Source organism: Pseudoalteromonas sp. SG43-7, from assembly GCF_014164295.1.
In the GTDB taxonomy this organism is placed as follows: Bacteria; Pseudomonadota; Gammaproteobacteria; order Enterobacterales; family Alteromonadaceae; genus Pseudoalteromonas; species Pseudoalteromonas rhizosphaerae.
In genome coordinates, this window is the sequence record NZ_JACJEY010000026.1 from 46,044 (window position 1) to 67,073 (window position 21,030).

Sequence of the window (21,030 nt, forward strand, 5' to 3'; positions counted from 1 at the left end):
CCTAAATCTATTGTGTCATTATACGGACAAGTGTCCTTGTCAATAATAGTAAACTCATATTTGAACTAGCCGCGCCCTTGCAATTGTTGTAAAATACGCGCGTTTCTAAGCATACACATGCAAAACCATGCAACTTTTTTGAGGAAATCCTGTGAGCGAACAAAAACAGTCTCTAAGTTATAAAGACGCGGGCGTAGATATCGATGCCGGTAACGCACTTGTTGAGCGTATTAAAGGCGTAGTTAAAAAAACCCGTCGTCCTGAAGTTATGGGCGGAATTGGTGGCTTTGGCGCACTTTGCGAAATCCCAGCTGGTTATAAGCAACCAGTACTTGTTGCAGGCACTGATGGTGTTGGTACTAAGTTACGCTTAGCTATCGACCTTAAAAAACACGATACTGTAGGTATCGATTTAGTTGCTATGTGTGTAAATGACCTTATCGTTCAAGGTGCTGAGCCATTATTTTTCCTAGATTATTATGCAACAGGCAAACTTGATGTTGATACTGCCGCAGACGTAGTAACAGGCATTGGTAAAGGCTGTGAGATCTCTGGCTGTGCATTAATTGGTGGCGAAACTGCTGAAATGCCAGGTATGTACGAAGGCGAAGATTACGACATGGCTGGTTTTTGTACTGGCGTAGTTGAAAAAGCAAATATCATCGATGGCACAAAAGTAGCTGCTGGTGATCAACTAATCGCGCTTGCATCAAGCGGCCCGCATTCAAATGGCTTCTCATTAATTCGTAAAGTACTTGAAGTATCAAATGCTGATACAAGTGCTGAATTTGAAGGTAAAACATTAGGCGAAACTCTGCTTGAACCAACACGTATTTACGTTAAACCATTACTTGAGCTGTTCAAGCAAGTAGATGTTCATGCTCTTTCGCATATTACTGGCGGCGGCTTTTGGGAAAATATCCCACGCGTATTACCAGAGTCTGCAAAAGCAGTAGTTAAAGGTGATAGCTGGCAGTGGCCTGGTATTTTTAATTGGTTACAAGAAAACGGTAACATCACCACCCACGAAATGTACCGCACATTTAACTGTGGTGTAGGTATGGTATTGGTTGTGCCTGCTGACAAACTTGAGCAAAGCTTAAGCATCTTAAAAGAGCTTGGCGAAAATGCTTGGCACCTTGGTGAGATCCATGATGCTAAAGCTGGCGAAGAGCAAGTAGAAATCCTAGGCGGCCGTGATTAATGGCCCCTGCTCGTCTAGTAGTCTTAATTTCAGGTAGTGGCTCTAATTTACAAGCCATCATTGACGCCTGTAATAACGGCGAGATAAATGCAAACATAGCGGCTGTAATTAGTAATAAAGCAGACGCTTATGGCCTTGAGCGAGCAAAGCAAGCGGGCATTGCAACAGCAGTGCTCAGCCATAAAGATTTTGACTCGCGCGAAGCCTACGATGCGCAATTAATGAACGTTATTGATTCTTTTGCACCAAATCTAGTTGTATTAGCTGGGTTTATGCGTATTCTTACTCCTAACTTAGTGCAAAAATTTAAAGGAAAAATGTTGAACATTCATCCTTCTTTGTTGCCTAAGTACCAGGGGCTGAATACCCACCAAAGAGCAATTGATGCAAAAGATGACATTCATGGCGTAAGTGTGCACTTTGTTACTGAAGAATTAGACGGTGGTCCTGTCATTCTTCAAGCCAAAGTACCCGTGCTGGCAGATGATACTGCTGACACATTAGCAAAACGCGTGCATGCACAAGAGCATATAATTTACCCTTTGGTGGTCAAGTGGTTCAGTGAACAACGACTTACTATGGAAGCAGATTATGCAGTTCTTGACAAAAAACAACTTCCTGCACACGGCGCGCACTACCCAGAATAAAAAACTAAGTGCCTTGCTATTCTGTGCGGGCACTTTATTACTTCCTACTAGTTTAATTGCTGGTGAACTTACTCAATTTGAAGCTAACTATGATATTTTGCGCAAAGGCGAAAACCATGGTCAAGGCGTCCGCACATTAAAAAAACTAGCAGATAACAGTTACCAAGTTAGCTACCACAGTGACATTGAGTGGATGATATTCTCAGATTCACGCAAAGAAACATCAAATTTTACTTTCAGCGACAAAAAAATCACGCCTGAAAGTTATAGCATGATCCGCACAGGCACAGGCCCGGATAAAGAATATACACTGCAATTTGACCACACTAAAAAACTCGTAAACAGCAGTGAAAGTAAATACCCCATTGAGTGTGAGTGGTCTGAGCAATTTCAAGACTCAATTTCATACCAAGTACAAGTGCGCGAAGAATTAAAAATGGGTAAAACCAGCTTTTCGTATCCGTTAGTTGATAAAAAAGGCAACTGCCGTGAGTATAACTTTGAGGTCGTTGGTAAAGAGACTATTTCCCTACCAATCGGTAATATCGAAGCGATCAAAGTAAAACGCTTATATGATAATGATAAACGCCAAGCGCTTGCATGGTTCGCCCCTGAAATGGATTACATGCTAGTCAGGATGTGGAAAGGCGAAAAAGGCGTAGAACAATTTGAAGTGCAACTTAACTCGTTCACGGTAACCAACCCAGTTGCATTACCTGAAGAAGTTAAAAACGAAATAACACCAGAATAAATTGCTTTCAAGATGCAAGACGAAAGGCTCAAGTGTGACGATCATAACTTGGGCTTTTCAGCTTATAACCACATTAATTAAGTTCAAACGTTAAAACTGACGGCTAAATTAACTCACCCATTTTAAACAACGCAAATTCACCTGGTTCCATTTTTTGCCAACGCTCATCGTTGGTCAGTGGCCGAGTAGCGATCACCGTTACGACATCATTTGGCGTAGTTTCTTGTTGAAAATCTACCACCATATCTGCATCAATTAACGTAGCCTTACCGAACGGCGCACGGCGGGTGATCCAATGCAAATTATTAGTACAATACGCTAACACATACACACCATCAGTCAGCAACATATTAAACACACCTTTTTCACGTAAAGTGTGTGCAAGCTTTGCCGCATAACGAAACACTGACGCCATATTAGCTGGACGTTTAGGGTATTTTTCACGAATTTGATCGAGTAACCAACAAAACGCCAGTTCACTGTCGGTATTACCCACTGGCCGATAATATTCAGGTTTTAAATCATGATAATTCGAAAGCTGACCATTATGCGCGTAGGTCAGCTCCCTGCCCCACAACTCACGGGTAAAAGGATGCGTATTTTCAAGACAGACACGGCCACGATTACCTTGGCGAATATGGCTAATCACCGAGACACTTTTAATGGGATAGGCCTTTACTAACTTGGCAATTTCAGACTGACAGCTAGGCTCAGGATCTTTAAAAGTACGACACCCCTTCCCTTCATAAAAAGTAATGCCCCAGCCATCTTTATGCGGACCTGTGTTACCACCGCGCTCTAACAGCCCTGAAAAACTAAAACAAATATCTGTAGGCACATTCGCCGACATGCCAAGCAACTCACACATAAAATAAATTAACCTTTCAAAAATTTTTATACTTTTAAAATACTGCTTTTTAAAAAGCGTAAACCCGTAACTTAGGCCTTAGCGGCATTGTTAAACATAAGCAAGGGCAAGGCAAGCAAGAAAACAGCTTAATTTTTTCTCAAATAAATCATACTGACGAATCACACATTTATCCGTATGCTGATGTGCACAGATTACAAATTAACAGTCACTGATATTTTCACTAAGCTACTTGATAATTATTCACTCTAGCGCTACTCTAACTAAAGGTGGTCTGACCTCTATTAAGGATTGAATACATGACACTCATATTTACACTTGGTTTAATCGTGCTGCTCAGCATCGCGAGTTACCACAGAGCGAGCTGGAATACTGCCCTTGGCGTTTCCATCGCAACACTTGTCATTGGTACCTTTGCAGGTGCATTTGGCGCAATTAGCTGGTTGATCTTCTTGATCATTGCAGTGCCATTGTCTGTTACTGGCATTCGTCAGCAATATATTATTAAACCTATTTTTGCCATGTTTAAAAAAGTTACTCCAACTATGTCTGAAACTGAAAAATCAGCCATTGATGCGGGTACAACATGGTGGGAAGCCGATCTTTTTTGCGGCCGTCCTGATTGGAACAAATTACACCAATACCCAATGCCTAAATTGACAATCGAAGAGCAAGCCTTTATCGATGGTCCAGTTGAGGTGGTATGTAGTATGTTGGACGACTGGGAAGCAACTCATGAGTTAACCGATTTACCACAAGATGTTTGGCAATACCTAAAAGATAATAAATTCTTTGCCATGATCATTAAAAAAGAATATGGCGGCCTGCAATTTTCTGCCTTTGCACAATCGTGTGTACTGCAAAAGTTAACCAGTAAATCTACCCTGCTTTCATCAATTGTAGGCGTTCCTAATTCATTAGGTCCGGGCGAATTGTTACAGCACTATGGTACTAAAGAACAAAAAGATCATTACTTACCTCGCCTTGCTAGTGGTCAAGAGATCCCATGCTTTGCCTTAACTTCACCAGAAGCAGGCTCTGATGCCAGCGCCATTCCAGATTATGGTGTGGTATGTAAAGGTATGTGGGAAGGCGAAGAAGTCATTGGTCTTAGCCTAACATGGAACAAACGTTATATTACGCTAGCGCCTGTTGCGACAGTATTAGGTCTGGCGTTTAAACTACAAGACCCAGATGGTCTACTAAGCGATGTTAAAGAGCCAGGTATTACTTGTGCACTTATTCCTACAGACATGCCAGGTGTTGAAATTGGTCGTCGTCATTTCCCGCTAAATGTACCATTTCAGAATGGTCCTACTCGTGGTAAAGACATTTTCGTACCGCTTGATTACATTATTGGTGGACCAGAAATGGCCGGCCAAGGCTGGCGCATGCTGGTTGAATGTTTATCGGTTGGTCGTGCTATTACATTGCCGTCAAACTCAACGGGTGGTATTAAAACAATTGCACTTGCAAGTGGAGCATACAGCCGTATTCGTCGTCAATTCCGTTTACCTATTGGCCAAATGGAAGGTGTTGAAGAGTCACTAGCAAAACTAGCAGGTTATGCGTACAGCTCAGATGCGGCTGTTAGCATGTCAACTGGTGCGGTTGATTTAGGCGAAAAGCCATCGGTTGTTTCGGCAATCATTAAATACCATTTGACCGAGCAAATGCGTGATTCAACCAATCATGCAATGGATGTTCACGGCGGTAAAGGTATTATGCTTGGGCCAAATAACTATTTAGGTCGTGGCTATCAAGGTGCACCAATTGCCATCACTGTTGAAGGTGCAAATATCTTGACCCGTAATATGATTATTTACGGTCAAGGTGCCATTCGCTGCCATCCATTTGTACTGACTGAATTGGGTGCCTGCGCAATCGAAGATCGTGAAGAAGCGCTAGCGGTATTTGATAAAGCATTAATGGGCCACATCGGCTTTACTATGTCTAACCTTGTACGTACTAAGTGGATGAGCTTTACCGGAGCCCGTTTTGCAACTACACCATTTAAAGACGAAACAGCTGAGTTTTACCGTACTGCGTCGCGCTTTAGTGCGTCACTTGCATTGATGTCTGACATTAGCATGGCTGTATTTGGTGGCTCACTAAAACGTAAAGAGCGTATTTCCGCTCGTTTAGGTGATTTGCTTAGTTACCTTTATTTAGTGTCTGCAACGCTGAAACGTTATAACGATGAAGGCCGTAAAAAAGAAGATTTACCGCTTGTACAATGGAGCTGTCAAGATCACCTTTACCACTGTCAACGTGCACTTGCTGATTTAATTAACAATATGCCATCAGCTCCGCTTCGTGCAGCACTTAAGTTGATGTTGTTCCCGTTCGGTCGTCCAGTTCGTAAACCGACTGATAAACTTGAGCATAAATTAGCACAAATTTTACAAGTACCTAGCGAAACACGTAACCGTTTAGCAAGCTACGTATACTTAACAAATGAACCACTTAACTTAGTTGGTCGTCAAGAGCAAACGCTTAAAGACGTGCTAGCTGTTGAACCTTTATTTGATAAGGTATGTCGTGAAAAAGGCGTTAAACTGCCTTTCTTCCAGCTTGATAAAGTTGCTCAGATGGGACTTGAAGCGGGTATTTTAACGCAAGCAGAGGCTGATCAGCTGGCAAGCGTTGAAAAAGCACGTTTAGATGTTATTAACGTTGACGACTTTGACCCTGCAGATTTATTAGCAGGCAAAGCCGCACGTAATAACACGGCAAAAAAGGCGAATGCTGCTTAACATATTAAGTTAACACAGCCAACAGCCCGCCTGTTGTAATCATCCAAACCAGCGCAAAATGCGCTGGTTTTTTTTGTGCTATATATAATTGTAATATACACCAGCCAACACTCAGGCTCAGTAATAACCATTCTATTTGTTCAACAAACAGCAGATAGCTGCTCAGTGTTATCAAAAAGAACAAGCAACTTGGCATAAATTGGCTGATAAAAAACACCCGTTGTTGATAATTTGCTTGAAAAACAACTGATACTTATCATGTAACTTACCACAATCAAATTGCAGTGAGCTGGTAAACAACACCATAAAAGCTGCGGCTATCACGTTAAATATAGCCTCTAAATCAGCACGCTCATTGAGCAAAGTAGTGATTGCCATAAATACACACAACAATAAAGCCACTCGCCATACTAGTACCCTGCTATGTTGCATAAAAAAGCTCAGCCAAAAAGTAGATAATGCATTGTTCGGTAACTGGTCGCTCAGCGAAAATGCTGGCAACAACATGCTCAGCGCAAATAATATAATAAAGCCACAGTGATAGGCTAACGGCGCTATATTAATCGGTAGCAAGACTAAAATAGCAGTAAATACTAAGCCATATATTAATGCTCTTGGCTTGTACAAACACAGTACACCGAGGCTAAACTGCAGTAACATAAACAGCACAAAATGGGGTGCTCGTAGCCACTGTAAATAGTTTAAATCCAGCGCAATTACAGCACTTGCTAGCAACCAGCCATTGCTTAAAAGCAATAATTTTATATCCATTAACTTAAGCCAGTTTGACCTTACAATAGTGCGTTGAAAGAGCCGCTGCTGACTATTTTGAATGGCTGATTTCATTGCACTGAGCATCACGCTTTGCAGTAATAGATACAGCCACGCCATTTGAGCGCCATATTGCGGCGCATCTATGCTGTCGATGATTTTGCCCAGACCTAAAAATAACAGCAAAATCATTCCAAGCATGGCTGAGCCAAGTACCACTAAAAATAATAAGCCGAAGTTTTTAAGTTGCTGTAGTAGTTGTGCCAGCTCAATTTTATAGGCCTGATAACGATACTGCATAAATGAGCGATATTGTGCAATCTCAAGCTTAATACCTAGCTTGCTCATAAGGGGACACACTCAAAGCCATGCTCAATAAACGGCGCCGGCTCATGGCAAGTGATAATGATTTGCCCATGCGCTTTATCTGCTAAATAATTATCTAGTAAACCAAGTAAATATATAATGCTGGCTTGTTCAAGTGCCGCACTGGGCTCATCTAGTAACAAATACGGCGCACCGCGCATTAACGCTAAAATTAATTGGCACTTTTTTTGATTACCCGATGACAACGCATCAAAACGAGTCGCTAAAAAATCTGAAAAATTAAAGCCGCTGATAAGCGCTGTCGGCCAATCGCAGCCTAAACTGCCAACCGTTAAATTGATAATTTGTTTCGCGGTTAAAAACTCAGGCAGCGCGATGCGATCACTGGCAATTGCTACCTGTTTATAAGGCTCAGACAACACCTTGCCTGCAAATAATATCTGTCCACTTTGTGGTTGCTCAAGTCCAGCAAGCATCATTAGCAGCGTGGTTTTACCTTGACCGTTCGGCGCTTCAATACATACTCTCGGTGCTGTAAAGCTGATGCGATAATCTTTATATAGGATGTTTTGGGCAAATTGCTTGTGTAAACCACTAACTTCAATCATCACTTTCCTTTTATATGAGAGAGCCTTTTATATGAGTGAGTATTATAACGTAGGCTGTATTTTTAACGATACAGGCTTTGTAACACTTTGTTGCAGTTAAAATCAGCTAAAAACTTGCGTTAAAATAGGGTTAGGGCAACACTAAAACCGGTAAAAATATGATTAGATAACAATAAACCAAGGAATGTACTATGAACAAAAAATTGCAATTTGCCGCACTCGCCTGTGCAATCAGTATTGCCTTGAGCGGTTGTAGCCAATCAACCTCAACAACAGCCGTCACCACAGTACAGTCGCAGCAAACTCAGCAAGTTAGCACCTATAATGCTAAAACCTTCTTTGATACGACCGCAATTATGGGCAGTAGCTTTTCACCCAATGGCGATAAAGTACTGGTAAGCTCTGATGAAAGTGGTATTTACAGCTTGTATGAAGTAGATGCAAAAACAGGCAACAAAACCCGCTTAACCAATTTTCAGGATAGCACCTACCCTGTCCGTTACTTCCCAAATGATGAAAGGGTCCTCTTTACCAAAGATTCTGGCGGCAATGAGCGCTTTCACGTCTACGTCCGTGAACTTGACGGGTCAATAACAGATTTAACCCCCGGCGATGAAACCCGCGCAAGCTTTGCAGGATTTACAGAAAATAGCAGCGAGTTTTTTATTACTAGTAACCAGCGCGATGCTAAATTTATGGACTTATACCGCGTTGATAGTAAAACCTATAAAATCACCCCGGTTTATCAAAATACGCTTGGTTTAGATGTCGGAGCAATCAGCCCCGATGGCCGCTATATCGCACTCTCTAAAAACAACACCAATAAAGACAGCGACACATTTATTCTCGATACCTATAAAAAGACCCTCAAACCACAGCTAATTTCAAAACACAATACACCAGCTCAATACACGCCTGAAACCTTCTCTGTTGATAGTAAATACTTATACTACTCAACGGATGCTAAAGGCGAGTTTTCACAAGTGTGGCGTTATGAGCTGGCCTCAGAGGAGCATAGCCCTGTATTAAAAGATAATTGGGATGTCAGCTTCATTTATTTTTCTAAATCAGGGCGTTATCAAGTCAGCGGTGTCAATGCCGATGCCAGCACTAAAGTCACGGTGATTGATACCCAGTCAGACAAAGAGATTGCGATGCCTCAGTTACCCGCAGGTAACTTACGTGGTGTTAACTTTTCTGCAGATGAAAAAAGCATGGCGTTTTACTTAAATTCAGATACCTCGCCAAGTAACCTGTTTGTCTGGCAAGTGGGTAGTGATAAGGCACAGCAATTAAGTAATACTTTAAGCAAAGAGATAGATCAAAATGATTTAGTTGAAAGTACCATAGTGCGCTTTAAAAGCTTTGACGGTTTAGAGATACCCGGCGTACTTTATAAACCCAAGCAAGCCAGTAGCAATAATAAAGTGCCAGCGCTAATTTGGGTGCACGGTGGCCCAGGTGGCCAAAGCCGCACTGGTTACAGTGCAATGCAACAACATTTAGTCAATCATGGCTATGCTATTTTTGCGGTTAATAACCGTGGCAGTTCAGGCTATGGTAAAACCTTTTTTCATTTAGATGATAAAAAACACGGCACCGACGACTTACAAGACATTGTTTACGGTAAAAAACACTTACAAAGTTTAGATTGGGTCGATGCAGAAAAAATCGGTATCATAGGTGGCAGCTACGGTGGCTTCATGACCGCAGCAGCGCTTGCTTTTGAGCCTGAAGAATTCAAAGTGGGCATTAATATTTTTGGTGTCACCAACTGGGTAAGAACGCTCAACTCAATTCCACCGTGGTGGGAAAGCTTTAAAAAAGCGTTGTACGATGAAATGGGCGACCCTGCAACGGACGGCGAGCGTCATCGTGCAATCTCACCGCTATTCCATGCTAAGAATATCACCAAACCGTTAATGGTTATTCAAGGCGCCAACGATCCGCGCGTATTACAGATAGAAAGTGATGAGTTAGTTGCCGCAGTGAAAGCCAATGGCGTACCGGTCGAATATGTATTATTTGACGATGAAGGTCATGGTTTTAGCAAAAAAGAAAACCGTATCAGTGCCTCCAACGCGTATCTAAACTTTTTAGATACCTACTTAAAAGAACGCTTTGGCCCACAAGGCTAATATATTAAAGCTGACTAGAAGTTTAATTATAAGCCTGTAATTCTGATCAAGATTGCAGGTTTTATTATGTTCTTTGTCAAGTTCAGATAAGGTAGCTGATAGCAAAAGGTGTTTTATGCAAAAATTTATATAAGGATTTTATAAGCTTGTTATTGAGGAAATAACAAGTGGCGGAGTGGACGGGACTCGAACCCGCGACCCCCGGCGTGACAGGCCGGTATTCTAACCAACTGAACTACCACTCCGCAGTGGTATGTGCATGGGGTAATGCACTTACTAATTTTATTACTGATATCAAGTGGCGGAGTGGACGGGACTCGAACCCGCGACCCCCGGCGTGACAGGCCGGTATTCTAACCAACTGAACTACCACTCCGCAGAGATATCATTATACTTGTTATTACTTAATTTGTTGGCGGAGTGGACGGGACTCGAACCCGCGACCCCCGGCGTGACAGGCCGGTATTCTAACCAACTGAACTACCACTCCAGCATACAAATTTTGTAATACAACATTGTTTAAATAGTTGGCGGAGTGGACGGGACTCGAACCCGCGACCCCCGGCGTGACAGGCCGGTATTCTAACCAACTGAACTACCACTCCAGCGCATATTTAAACTGTTATTTTTTCTTATTGGCGGAGTGGACGGGACTCGAACCCGCGACCCCCGGCGTGACAGGCCGGTATTCTAACCAACTGAACTACCACTCCATAATAAGAATATGTTTTACAACCATATGTTGTGTAAGTGTTGGCGGAGTGGACGGGACTCGAACCCGCGACCCCCGGCGTGACAGGCCGGTATTCTAACCAACTGAACTACCACTCCAGCGTGTACTTACAAATTGTCGAAAATTGGCGGAGTGGACGGGACTCGAACCCGCGACCCCCGGCGTGACAGGCCGGTATTCTAACCAACTGAACTACCACTCCACATTTTCGTTGCTGTCTGAGTCTCCCCTGACAGCGGCGTGAATAATACGAACCAACCCCTACTTCGTCAAGGGCTTTTTTGTTTTTTTACAGGTTTTTTAGTCATCTGACATCGAAAGGTTTAAAATTTCACCGGATCTATCACTTTTTGAACCATTTTTGTCGAGTTCTTTTTTTTCATTACTTTGCGGCTCATTTTCAACTGCTGTTTTTTTCTTCAAAAATGGTAAGTTGATTTTCGGCATGATTGATTTTTTCTGCACAAATACACGAATTGCTAACCAACCCAACAGCAAAACCAGTAAATTCCCGCCAACAATTAAACTAATAAATGTAATTGTTGCCATTGATTCGGCTTCCTTAGCAACTCTTTCTATTTCTTGTTGCTGTGCTGGGGTAATAATTGGTGCTGGTAATTCAGGCACCACTTCAATTGGCCGCTCGATTTCAAATTTATAGGTCGGTAAAGTTGCCATAAATTCACGGCCATTCACATTAGTGCCAAAAACAGACAGTTCAACACTGTATCGCCCCCAATCATAATTTTTAATCGTCAGCTGGCGGGTCAAACTGTTTTTAGCATCAAGCGTAAACATTTGCTCTTCATTATTAGGGTAATAAATTTTACCTTGGATCAATACCGTCTCTGGTTGCACTATTTGGTTATCGAGGGTAATAGTTAAATGATGTTCTTGCAGGTCATCTTCGGCTAAGGCGATTTCATAACTAAAGGGGGGTTCTTTAACTTCGATAAGATCTTGCACCACGGTGCGCTTTAATAATGGGGTTTCAATATATAGCTCTGGTCGCCATTGTCCGGCTGGGAAAACTAATTTAAATTCACCGGTAAAAATACCATCTTTAGGGCGCTCATCGAAACCACGGCCATCGTCTTTAAATTCAGCAACACTCTGAGTGCCAGCGCCAAAGTTTGCAAAGTCACTGTTATTGGTGCTAATAAAGTCAACATTTAAACTGACCACATCCCGAAACAAGCCCACTTGAATCGGCTCACCATCATTTAGTATTTGCCCTGTAATTTTAACTGTTTCGCCACGAAACAGTAATGGGGGTAATGGTTCGGCTTGTAATTCTACTTCTCCTAACACCACAATCCGGCTTTTCGGCAAAATACTACCAACGACCTGCCAAGGCCCAGGCATTGGCTGCTTAATAGTAATCAGATCATAACTTAGCTCATCAAACCATTGTAGGTTGTCATCTTTTCTCGCCGAGGTTGCATAATATTTACTGCCATCGGGTTTTACCAATACCACTGCTGGTGCACCGGGCTTGCGAAAAAATAATAAGGTGATTACGTCAACTTTATAATCAATACGAAAACGATTTTCCAGTAAAGGAATTTCATTTTGCCGCCCATCGCGCTGCAGTAAGGTTATTTTATCTTCATTTGTTGCACTGCTGGTGTTTGGTAACATCATAACCAAACACACAACTAACATTATGCTTCTCATGTTTTGCCTTATTCGGCGCGCCATATACATTGACCACCGGCTTCGTTGACTATATTTAATCGCTCTTCGTGAGCGAGTTGCTCATCATTGTTGGCTTGTAAGACCACCAGCGGTGGACGGTTTGAATCTAAACGACGCAGTTCTTTTTGTTGTTGCTCACTGCCTTGATTTTTATTTTGATTAAGATTGAGCTTTACCTGCCCCCCCGTCATCGCTAAATAAACGTCAGCTAAGATCTCAGAATCCAGTAGTGCGCCGTGTAAGGTACGCTTAGCGTTATCTACATCATAACGCCGGCATAACGCATCTAAGTTATTCTTCTGTCCTGGATGCAAGTCACGCGCCATTTTGAGGGTGTCGAGAACTTGGCAGTAATCATGGGTTCTTTGATAACCTTGATTGAGCAACGCAAATTCATTATCCATATGACCGACATCGAACGGCGCATTATGAATTACCAGCTCCGCCCCTCTAATATAGTCGAGAAACTCTTGAGCTATTTGATGGAATAACGGTTTATCACGTAAAAACTCATTAGTGATACCATGAACATCAATGGCTTCTTCGTCACTTTTGCGCTGTGGGTTGATATAAACGTGAAAGTTATTGCCGGTTAAACGACGATTCACTAATTCCACACAGCCAATTTCAATAATACGATGCCCTTGTTTAGGGTCGATGCCGGTGGTTTCTGTATCTAAAACTATTTGTCTACGTGCCATATCGAATTTAGCCTGACTCTGGTATCTTTCTATAATCACTTTATTGTACATAAGATCAAGGGAAAACAGTGCAAAAAACCGTAGAGATTTACACCGATGGCTCATGTTTAGGTAATCCGGGCCCCGGCGGTTATGGTATTTTTATGTTTTATAATGACCACGAAAAAAAATTAAGCCAAGGCTATACCCTCACCACCAATAATCGAATGGAAATGCTCGCAGCAATTGTTGCTCTTGAGAGTTTAAACCGCCCGTGTGAGATAAACCTCACCACCGACAGCCAATACGTGAAACAAGGTATTGAATCATGGCTTGCTAACTGGAAGAAGCGAGGCTGGAAAACGGCTGCTAAAAAACCAGTTAAAAATGTCGATTTATGGCAGCGTCTTGATGCAGCCTGCGCCCGTCATAATGTGACTTGGAAGTGGGTAAAAGGTCATAGCGGCAATAAATACAATGAAATTGTTGATGATTTGGCGCGTGATGCCGCTGGCAGTAAAGATTTATTAGTCGATGAAGGTTACAACCCTGAATAATATTAGTAGGTAATTCATCATAAACCATTTAACAACTTAGTTATATGATATAAGCTTTGGATATATTAAATAATGGAGTTGTTAAATGGCTATCTCGATCGAGTCTTTTTTTCATCAGCAAAGTGCTACCTTTACTTATTTAGTGTCTTGCCAAACCACTAAATCTGCCATGTTGATCGATGCCCCTGCTGACTTTGATGCTGCTAGCTGTACGTTAAGTTTTCAAACCGCCGACGAGATCATTGCCCATATAAACGATAACCAACTTATTCTTGAGTGGGTTTTAGAAAGCCACGCCCATGCAGATCACATTACTGCCGCCAGTTATATAAAGCAGCAACTTGCGGCATATCATCCTTGCAAGTTAGCAACCGGTAAAAAAATAATACAAGTGCAGGAGCATTTTAGCCGCCTGTATAATATTGATATGCCATGTGATGGTAGCCCATTTGAACAGCTATTTACTGATAACGAGCATTTTGCACTGGGCGCACACAAGGTTACTGTATTAGCGACACCAGGCCATACTCCAGACAGTGTGTGTTATTTAATTGAAGGCAACTTGTTTGTTGGTGACACATTTTTTATGCCCGATAGCGGTACTGCACGCTGTGATTTCCCAGGTGGCAGTGCCAAAACGCTTTATCAGTCACTGCAACGTATTTTAGCCCTGCCCGATGAAACTATTTTATGGATGTGCCACGACTATCAGCCGGGTGATCGCCCGCTTGCCAACAAAACATCGGTACTCGAGCAGCGCACCAGTAATATTCATCTACAAGCCTCTGAGCAAGATTACATAACAACCCGTAGCGCCCGTGATGCAACACTCAGTGCGCCTAAATTATTGCACCCAGCAATACAAATGAATATTCGCGCAGGCCAATTACCAAAAGCACAGCAAAACAGTCAGCGTTATTTAACGCTTCCGCTCACAGTGTTGCTTTGAGGTTTGCCGTAAACCCGCTCCTTTTACTGGAGCAAACTGTGGACGAGCGTGCCATTTAGGCTTTATGGGTGTCAAAGGCGCAACTCGTTTACGAGCGACCAACATATACACACTTCCCATGGGTTTTAGATATTGCTTGGTAAAACGTCGCCATGGCGCAAACCGCGATAAACGGTTGCCTCGTGCTAATGACGAATAAATAAAACGTTCATCAGTGACTATTTCAAAACCTAATAGGTTAAGCCAATCTTTTACTCGTGCGGGAGTGAAAAAGCGTCCCGTCCATGGCAACTTTTGACCGCTAAAGGGCAACAATTGCGCCAGTCCACATAAACTAAATGGGTTAAACCCGGTGATCACCATATAGCCACCTGGTATTAAGGTGCGGTGTGCTTCACGTAATATATGATGCGGATCGGTGTGATACTCTAAGCAATGGCTTAATATACAGGCATCAACACTGTGCTCGTAAAAAGGGAGTTCATCTATATCGGCAACAACACCTGTAAATGGTCCTGACTCTGCTACGCAGACTTGGTGTTTAATGGTGCTTTTACTGGTATTAAGTTCGCCACTGAGATTACCGAGTTTTAACATGTGATAGCCAAACATTCGCGGTAACCACTTGGCCATTTTACGTTCTATATCACTACGTAAATAGTCACCATGAGGAAACTCTTGCCACGACAGTGGTTTGGGTCCTTCTTGAAAACTAAGGGCTGGTTTCATACGCTGAGCTCGTTATACTGTTTGATATCGTCACTTTATAGAGCAATGTCACATGGTGCAAGTCAAAGCAATTAAAGCCTTTTCTGATAATTACATTTGGTGCCTTAGCGACCCTACAAGTTCGCAAGCATGGGTAGTTGACCCAGGTCAAGCTGAACCAGTGTTAACTTATTTAAACCAAGCAGGTTTGACCTTAGCGGGTATTTTAGTTACCCATCATCATTATGATCATACTGATGGCGTAGCCGCTTTATGTGAAAAATTTGCGGGTATTGATGTATACGGCCCACACAATAGTCCATTTAAAGGGATCACAAAACCATTAATGGACGCGGATAAGATAACCGTACTTGGGACGGAATTTACCATCATAACAACACCTGGACATACCTTAGATCATATTTGTTACACTAATCCTGTGCTTGCTTTTACAGGTGATACTTTATTTAGCGGTGGCTGTGGGCGTTTATTTGAAGGAACCGCTGAGCAAATGCAGCACTCTTTTGATAAATTAAAAAAATTACCGCCTGAGTGTGAAATTTATTGTACCCATGAATACACGCAGTCAAATTTAGCTTTTGCGTTGGCGGTGGAACCTAGCAACCGCGATTTAATTGAGTACGCACAGTGGGTAGATATTCAGCGTCAAAATAATCAAATTACCTTACCAAGTACACTCGCATTAGAGCTAAAAATAAACCCATTTATGCGAACTGATATTACTGGAATACTAAAGCGCTTACCTGAAACATATAATCCGAGTACAAAAAACACCTTACAAAATAATGAACCTTGGCAAAACTTTGCAGGTCTTAGAATCTGGAAAGACCATTTTTAAAAAACAATCTTATAATAATCAAGCAATTAAATTTTTAGATAGTTGATTATTACGATTTTAGATAGTCAAAAAGTGGCAATGTTATCTCATTACAGGTAGTATTCGCCGAGTTTTTTACCTGATGCATTGGTATTTATGAATAAATCCCCCCTTGTTTTAGCCTTAGCACTAGTGCTAAGTGGATGTCAAACATTAACATCAACACAACCTGATGACCTAGTTGCTAATCACCCAGAACAATCGCAACTTGAAGGCGCAAGCCCAAATGATATTAGCGAAGCGTTGATGATCAATGCGCAATATCACCAAGTAAATGATGTAGATGAAGCACCTATTTTTGATGATGTATGGGAGCGTATTCGTTATCAACTATCGATTGAAGTCCCGCAAAATCGCCCTGTCGTCACTGAGCGTAATTACTACGCAAGACACCAAGCTTATTTAGACCGTATTTCAAAACGTGCTGAGCCTTATCTACATTTTATTGTAGAAGAAATTGAAAAACGCGATATGCCAATCGAAATTGCATTGCTGCCGATTGTTGAAAGTGCCTTTGATCCATTTGGCTACTCATACCGCAGTGCATCAGGTATTTGGCAATTTATGCCACAAACTGGTGAGCGTTTTGATTTAAAGCAAAACTGGTGGTACGACGGTCGTCGTGACATTGTACAATCAACCCGTGCGGCGCTTGATTATCTATCTTATTTACATAAAACCTTAGAGGGTGATTGGCTCAACGCCATCGCGGCCTATAACTCAGGTGAAGGGCGTTTATTACGCGCCATAAAAAAGAACCGTAAAAAGCACTTGCCTACTGATTTTTGGTCTCTTGATTTACCCAGTGAAACCACCACCTACGTACCAAAACTATTAGCATTATCAGACTTATTAAAACGCCAAGATGACTTTGGGATAAAGTGGAACCCGATTATCAATGCACAAGTTGTTGAAGCGGTTGATGTAGGTTCACAAATTGATTTAGCACTGGCCGCGGATATGGCTGATATTAGCCTGACTGAATTATATCGTTTAAATCCAGGTTTTAATCGCTGGGCAACGGATCCAAATGGTCCTCACTTTTTATTATTACCAACAGATAAAGTTGAGCAGTTTCAACAATTATTAGCTAAAACAGCGATGAAAGATCGTCTGCGTTGGCAACAATATATTGTCGCAAGCGGTGACAGTTTATCGGTGATTGCGAAAAAGTTTGCCACCAGCACCAGTGCTATCAAATCACTCAATAAACTAAAGTCAAATACCATTCGTATTGGTCAGCAATTATTAGTGCCGTTAAGTGACGGTGCAATCAATAGTAAACACTTACCAAAGCAAATGCGTATGGCGGTGAATAACAATAGTCAAAAGAAGCTCTCGCATACGGTTAAAAATGGCGATACTTTATGGGATATAAGCCGAGAGTACGATGTAACCATTAATGAACTCGCTAGCTGGAATAAACTTAAAAAGAATAGTGTGTTACGTTTAGGACAAAAGTTAACGGTTTATCAGAGCCCTAAGACCCCTCAGGCGGCGTTAGCCAGTACCAATCGAACAATCACCTATAAAGTTCGCCGTGGTGACTCTCTGGCTCGCATCGCAGCTAAGTTTAATTTAACAGTCAACGATATTATCAAATGGAATGACTTATCAGGACAAAAATACTTACAACCAGGACAAAAGTTAAAGCTTAAAGTGGATGTGAAAAGCACCTAAACGAAGTTATACAGATAATAAAAAAGAGCGTTTTCGCTCTTTTTTATTATCTACTGAGGTAACTTAGCTAACCACTCTTGGAGCCATGGCTGAGTTACTGGCCAAGGTTCAAAATCTTCACAGGCATCGATTTCTAAACGATGACCGATAGGTTGTGCTTGTAAGTCACGAAATAACTCATCAAAACTTCGCCCTGCGCCACAAAACGTATCACCATAACTTCGGTCGCCCATGGCGATAATACCGTATGGCTTAGCAGTTAACATAGGAAAAGTGCTATTCAACTCGTTAAAAAAACCAGCAAGGTTGTCAGGAATATCACCTTGTCCGGTGGTCGAGGTGATCACTAAAATATGTGTGGCTTGCTGAATATCTGCAATGGTTGGTTGATCAACTAAATTTACGCTGTGCCCTGCTTGTTCTATTGCGTCAATAACGTCGTCACTTAAACGCTCGGCACCACCATAAACACTGCCTACAAATATGCTAATAGTTGCCATTAATAATCCTTCTCTTGATGTGGCCAGCCAAGCTGTTGACAAATAGTGAGCATTGCTTCACCTAGCGGCGCTTTAATATTGATTTGTTGTTGAGTATAAGGGTGCACAAAATTAAGCTCAGTTGCAAATAACATTAATCGACGTAATGCAAAATGCTCTCTAAAAAATTGGTTATGCTGATTATCACCATGATTAACATCACCAATAATAGGCAGTGATAAATGTTTTAAGTGACGGCGGATTTGATGCTTACGACCAGTTTTAGGAAAGCACTCCACCAGCGAATAGCGCACTGTTGGGTATTTATCAATTGGTATCGGTAACATTGCTTGCTGCAAGCAGTTAAACTGAGTTTGTGCCTCTTGTGGGGCTTTATTTTGATCAGCAAACTTATCCGCAATTTTATCCAGCTGTTCTTTTAGTGGTTTATCTAAAAACACCGACTCCGGCGCAAAACCACGCACTAACGCGAGATAACGTTTCGAGATTTGATTATCAATAAATAACTGATTAATGTCCCGTGCAGCTTCAGAGCTCAATGCAAACAGTAACACACCTGATGTTGGCCTATCTAAACGATGCACAGGGAACACATGCTGGCCAATTTGATCGCGCAGCATCTGCATCGCAAATTGTGTTTCGTGTTTATCTAAAAATGATCGGTGTACTAATAAACCAGAAGGCTTATTAATTGCGATATAGTTTTCATCACGGTACAAAATTTCAAGCTCGCCAAACTCAACGGGGGCTGGACGTTCATTCACTATTACTTCTCTTCCTAATAACTTATCAAGCTGAGCTAATAATTGCATCACAGCTGCACCACCATTTTTTTGCGCTAACATGAGTTCAGCCATTGGCGCGATGGCAAAATTACTCGGTAACGGCTGCTGTTGAGCGACTAACATTTGCATTTTTTCAATAAATACAAATTGTAACCACTGCTCAAACGCCATAGTATCGTGACAAAATGGCACTGTTGAGTTTAACGCTTGCGGATCAATTGGAGTATTTTGCCAAAGTTGATGCTGTTTTAATAAGTCTTCGAGTTGCGTTAAGTAAGTTTGGGTCTGTTGGTACATAACCACCCTTGTTGATTATCATTGCTTGATTATACCCTGTTCCAACATGGCCTGCTATGGCGTATAATTTAACGAATTTTGCAGTAAAAATCAGTGGATCATTATGACCGAGCAGATCGCAACCTTAGGGCAATTACTTGATGGCGCAGGCACAAATTGGCGCGTTTTTGATATTGGCAGACATATTACCAAGCTAGATAAAAAGCAATTTTTAGCCATTGAGCAAGCACAGATCCCCTATCCTTTCCCGCTCGCAGGCCATGCATGGTTAGCTATTCAGTTTTGGGATAGCAAAGCCAGTAGCGAGCCCTACGTGTGGTTTTTAAAGTTTCCAGTTGATGAGCAAAGCAAACTGGTATGCGCCAGTCGCGATCACTTTGCCAATATGGTAATAGAAGCACTTGGCAATGATTTGACCGGCGAGCAAGCTGACGGGAAGCTTGATAATAACCCGTATGTGTTTACACCTAACGCAAATAAACTAGCTGCATTTAATGCACAGTTAAAAGTGTTATTAAAACAACCTGCCTCACAATATTATGAGTACACCCAACTGTATTTTAGTGGCAAACTAGGGTTTGATAATTGGCAAAGTGTGGCAGTACAGGGTATTGCTGATTTTGCATTACGCTTAGATAGCGATAAAAATCTAGCGTCATTACAACAAGCCTGGGAGCAAGTGCCAGCTGAAGTATTACAACCGCTCAGCGCAATGCTTGAACATGTTGAAATACCGCCGGTATTTAGTCAACAATTGTTAAGCTACGCCCAGCAAGCCATTGCGCAAAAAGATACCTTAGCCCTGTGTTGTGCCCTACGTGCAATGTCAAAAGCACAAGCGCAAACACTTACGGCACAATTAGTGGATACTATTTTAGATTCAGAAATTGCCACAGAATCGGATGTTTTACTGACCATAGCTGGACGTTGTTTTAACTTGCTCACTGATCCTGAGCGGTTACATATTTTTATGGACAATTGCGCCCATCATCAGCAAATTGAAGAGCTTTTCCCAAGTATTTTTGCTGACTTAGTTGCAATACCGAGTATTCGACCACACTTATTAGGTTTACTTCGTAAAGAAAATCGCAGCGAAACTCTCGCGCGAGCAATTGGAAGGTTATTCTCGTAAATGGCAAGTTTATGGACATTCATTATCATTGGTGGTGTAATTTATCTTTTTTGGCTTAATCGTAAAGTTGCTGAAGCTGCCAACGCACACGCAAAACGTCAAAGCGACCAGCTACAAGTGCAATTAATGAGTGTCGCCTGCACTAAACGCCGCTTTGGCCTTTTAAAAAGCGGCAAACCTGGTATCAAAAGCGAGTTTATTTTTGAATTTTCCAGTGATGGTGAAAGCGTTTATCAAGGGGTGTTATTTATGGAAAATGAAATGCTGAAAAGCGTTTTAGTGCCGCCGCATAAGATTTAGTAGTGAGTTAGTGAGTTAGTGAGTTAGCAAGTTTGCGAGTTAG

At 41.9% G+C, this 21,030-nt stretch carries 18 protein-coding genes, 7 tRNA genes and 2 pseudogenes; 11 read left to right on the forward strand and 16 right to left on the reverse strand.

What is annotated here, in order from left to right:
- The first annotated feature begins 151 nt into the window (after positions 1-151).
- The 3 genes from purM to H5200_RS13140 are packed head-to-tail and all read left to right on the forward strand — an operon-like array spanning position 152 to position 2,602.
- The gene (gene purM, locus H5200_RS13130) at positions 152-1,204 is read left to right on the forward strand and encodes a phosphoribosylformylglycinamidine cyclo-ligase (RefSeq protein WP_145242360.1); all 1,053 of its coding nucleotides are present in this window, start codon (positions 152-154) and stop codon (positions 1,202-1,204) included.
- Entirely contained in the window at positions 1,204-1,851 is a 648-nt protein-coding gene (gene purN, locus H5200_RS13135; protein WP_145242362.1) for a phosphoribosylglycinamide formyltransferase, read from the forward strand. The genes purM and purN overlap by 1 nt, the downstream gene beginning before the upstream one ends.
- Complete coding sequence (locus tag H5200_RS13140) at positions 1,805-2,602, forward strand: DUF3108 domain-containing protein (RefSeq protein ID WP_404699423.1); 798 nt, start codon at positions 1,805-1,807, stop codon at positions 2,600-2,602. Before purN ends, H5200_RS13140 begins: the two co-directional genes overlap by 47 nt.
- A gap of 103 nt (positions 2,603-2,705) precedes the next feature.
- Here H5200_RS13140 and H5200_RS13145 read toward each other — a convergent pair whose 3' ends face one another.
- Positions 2,706-3,470: a class II glutamine amidotransferase gene (locus H5200_RS13145; RefSeq protein WP_149982940.1), complete on the reverse strand. Its 765-nt coding sequence runs from the start codon at positions 3,468-3,470 to the stop codon at positions 2,706-2,708.
- Positions 3,471-3,769: 299 nt separating this feature from the next.
- On the opposite strand from H5200_RS13145, the gene fadE reads away from it, so the two are divergent.
- On the forward strand, positions 3,770-6,226 hold the full coding sequence (fadE, locus tag H5200_RS13150) for an acyl-CoA dehydrogenase FadE (RefSeq protein ID WP_149982939.1): 2,457 nt from the start codon (positions 3,770-3,772) through the stop codon (positions 6,224-6,226).
- A gap of 4 nt (positions 6,227-6,230) precedes the next feature.
- On the opposite strand, the pseudogene H5200_RS13155 reads toward fadE, so the two are convergent.
- A pseudogene (locus H5200_RS13155) lies at positions 6,231-7,345 on the reverse strand (DUF6136 family protein).
- Positions 7,342-7,932 carry an ATP-binding cassette domain-containing protein gene (locus H5200_RS13160; protein ID WP_182761637.1) on the reverse strand — a complete coding sequence of 197 codons (591 nt, stop codon included), beginning with the start codon at positions 7,930-7,932 and terminating at the stop codon, positions 7,342-7,344. The pseudogene H5200_RS13155 and the gene H5200_RS13160 overlap by 4 nt, the downstream one beginning before the upstream one ends.
- Positions 7,933-8,123: 191 nt before the next feature.
- Between H5200_RS13160 and H5200_RS13165 the strand changes: the two genes are divergently transcribed.
- Positions 8,124-10,070 (forward strand): S9 family peptidase, encoded by a 1,947-nt coding sequence (locus H5200_RS13165; protein ID WP_182761638.1) that lies wholly within the window; start codon positions 8,124-8,126, stop codon positions 10,068-10,070.
- Between the two features lie 168 nt (positions 10,071-10,238).
- On the opposite strand, the gene H5200_RS13170 is transcribed toward H5200_RS13165, so the two are convergent.
- The 9 genes from H5200_RS13170 to dnaQ all read right to left on the reverse strand — a co-directional run bounded on the left by H5200_RS13170 (position 10,239) and on the right by dnaQ (position 13,202).
- Positions 10,239-10,315: transfer RNA gene (locus H5200_RS13170), tRNA-Asp, on the reverse strand.
- Between the two features lie 54 nt (positions 10,316-10,369).
- Positions 10,370-10,446: transfer RNA gene (locus H5200_RS13175), tRNA-Asp, on the reverse strand.
- 37 nt (positions 10,447-10,483) lie between these two features.
- Positions 10,484-10,560, reverse strand: a tRNA-Asp gene (locus H5200_RS13180).
- Between the two features lie 38 nt (positions 10,561-10,598).
- A tRNA-Asp gene (locus H5200_RS13185) sits at positions 10,599-10,675 on the reverse strand.
- A gap of 31 nt (positions 10,676-10,706) precedes the next feature.
- A tRNA-Asp gene (locus tag H5200_RS13190) sits at positions 10,707-10,783 on the reverse strand.
- Positions 10,784-10,824: 41 nt separating this feature from the next.
- Positions 10,825-10,901 (reverse strand) — tRNA-Asp (locus H5200_RS13195).
- Positions 10,902-10,928: 27 nt separating this feature from the next.
- Positions 10,929-11,005, reverse strand: a tRNA-Asp gene (locus H5200_RS13200).
- Between the two features lie 98 nt (positions 11,006-11,103).
- Positions 11,104-12,447 carry a TIGR03503 family protein gene (locus H5200_RS13205; RefSeq protein WP_404699424.1) on the reverse strand — a complete coding sequence of 448 codons (1,344 nt, stop codon included), beginning with the start codon at positions 12,445-12,447 and terminating at the stop codon, positions 11,104-11,106.
- Between the two features lie 41 nt (positions 12,448-12,488).
- Complete coding sequence (gene dnaQ / locus H5200_RS13210; protein ID WP_182717952.1) at positions 12,489-13,202, reverse strand: DNA polymerase III subunit epsilon; 714 nt, start codon at positions 13,200-13,202, stop codon at positions 12,489-12,491.
- A 68-nt stretch (positions 13,203-13,270) separates the two neighbouring features.
- Here dnaQ and rnhA point away from each other — a divergent pair, with 68 nt between their 5' ends.
- On the forward strand, positions 13,271-13,738 hold the full coding sequence (gene rnhA, locus H5200_RS13215; RefSeq protein ID WP_145241653.1) for a ribonuclease HI: 468 nt from the start codon (positions 13,271-13,273) through the stop codon (positions 13,736-13,738).
- An 85-nt stretch (positions 13,739-13,823) separates the two neighbouring features.
- Complete coding sequence (locus H5200_RS13220) at positions 13,824-14,687, forward strand: MBL fold metallo-hydrolase (protein WP_182761640.1); 864 nt, start codon at positions 13,824-13,826, stop codon at positions 14,685-14,687.
- Here H5200_RS13220 and H5200_RS13225 read toward each other — a convergent pair.
- Positions 14,658-15,416, reverse strand: a complete 759-nt coding sequence (locus tag H5200_RS13225; protein WP_182761641.1) for a class I SAM-dependent methyltransferase — start codon at positions 15,414-15,416, stop codon at positions 14,658-14,660. The genes H5200_RS13220 and H5200_RS13225 overlap by 30 nt on opposite strands.
- Positions 15,417-15,468: 52 nt before the next feature.
- On the opposite strand from H5200_RS13225, the gene gloB reads away from it, so the two are divergent.
- Both gloB and H5200_RS13235 read left to right on the forward strand, forming a co-directional pair.
- Entirely contained in the window at positions 15,469-16,254 is a 786-nt protein-coding gene (gene gloB, locus H5200_RS13230; RefSeq protein WP_149982932.1) for a hydroxyacylglutathione hydrolase, read from the forward strand.
- A gap of 135 nt (positions 16,255-16,389) precedes the next feature.
- Positions 16,390-17,973 carry a LysM peptidoglycan-binding domain-containing protein gene (locus H5200_RS13235; protein WP_149982931.1) on the forward strand — a complete coding sequence of 528 codons (1,584 nt, stop codon included), beginning with the start codon at positions 16,390-16,392 and terminating at the stop codon, positions 17,971-17,973.
- A gap of 50 nt (positions 17,974-18,023) precedes the next feature.
- Here the strand turns inward: H5200_RS13235 and H5200_RS13240 are convergent, their stop codons facing one another.
- The 3 genes and pseudogenes from H5200_RS13240 to H5200_RS24060 all read right to left on the reverse strand — a co-directional run.
- Entirely contained in the window at positions 18,024-18,473 is a 450-nt protein-coding gene (locus tag H5200_RS13240; protein WP_149982930.1) for a flavodoxin, read from the reverse strand.
- Positions 18,473-19,237 carry a tRNA pseudouridine(65) synthase TruC gene (gene truC / locus H5200_RS13245; RefSeq protein WP_310736236.1) on the reverse strand — a complete coding sequence of 255 codons (765 nt, stop codon included), beginning with the start codon at positions 19,235-19,237 and terminating at the stop codon, positions 18,473-18,475. Before truC ends, H5200_RS13240 begins: the two co-directional genes overlap by 1 nt.
- Before the next feature lie 30 nt (positions 19,238-19,267).
- Positions 19,268-19,555 (reverse strand): annotated as a pseudogene (locus H5200_RS24060) (YqcC family protein); the annotation flags it as partial.
- A gap of 103 nt (positions 19,556-19,658) precedes the next feature.
- Here H5200_RS24060 and H5200_RS13250 point away from each other — a divergent pair.
- A complete protein-coding gene (locus tag H5200_RS13250; RefSeq protein WP_182761642.1) occupies positions 19,659-20,687 on the forward strand; it encodes a DUF3549 family protein in 1,029 nt (342 codons plus the stop codon).
- Complete coding sequence (locus tag H5200_RS13255; RefSeq protein WP_145241637.1) at positions 20,688-20,987, forward strand: DUF3301 domain-containing protein; 300 nt, start codon at positions 20,688-20,690, stop codon at positions 20,985-20,987.
- The last annotated feature ends 43 nt before the right edge of the window (positions 20,988-21,030 follow it).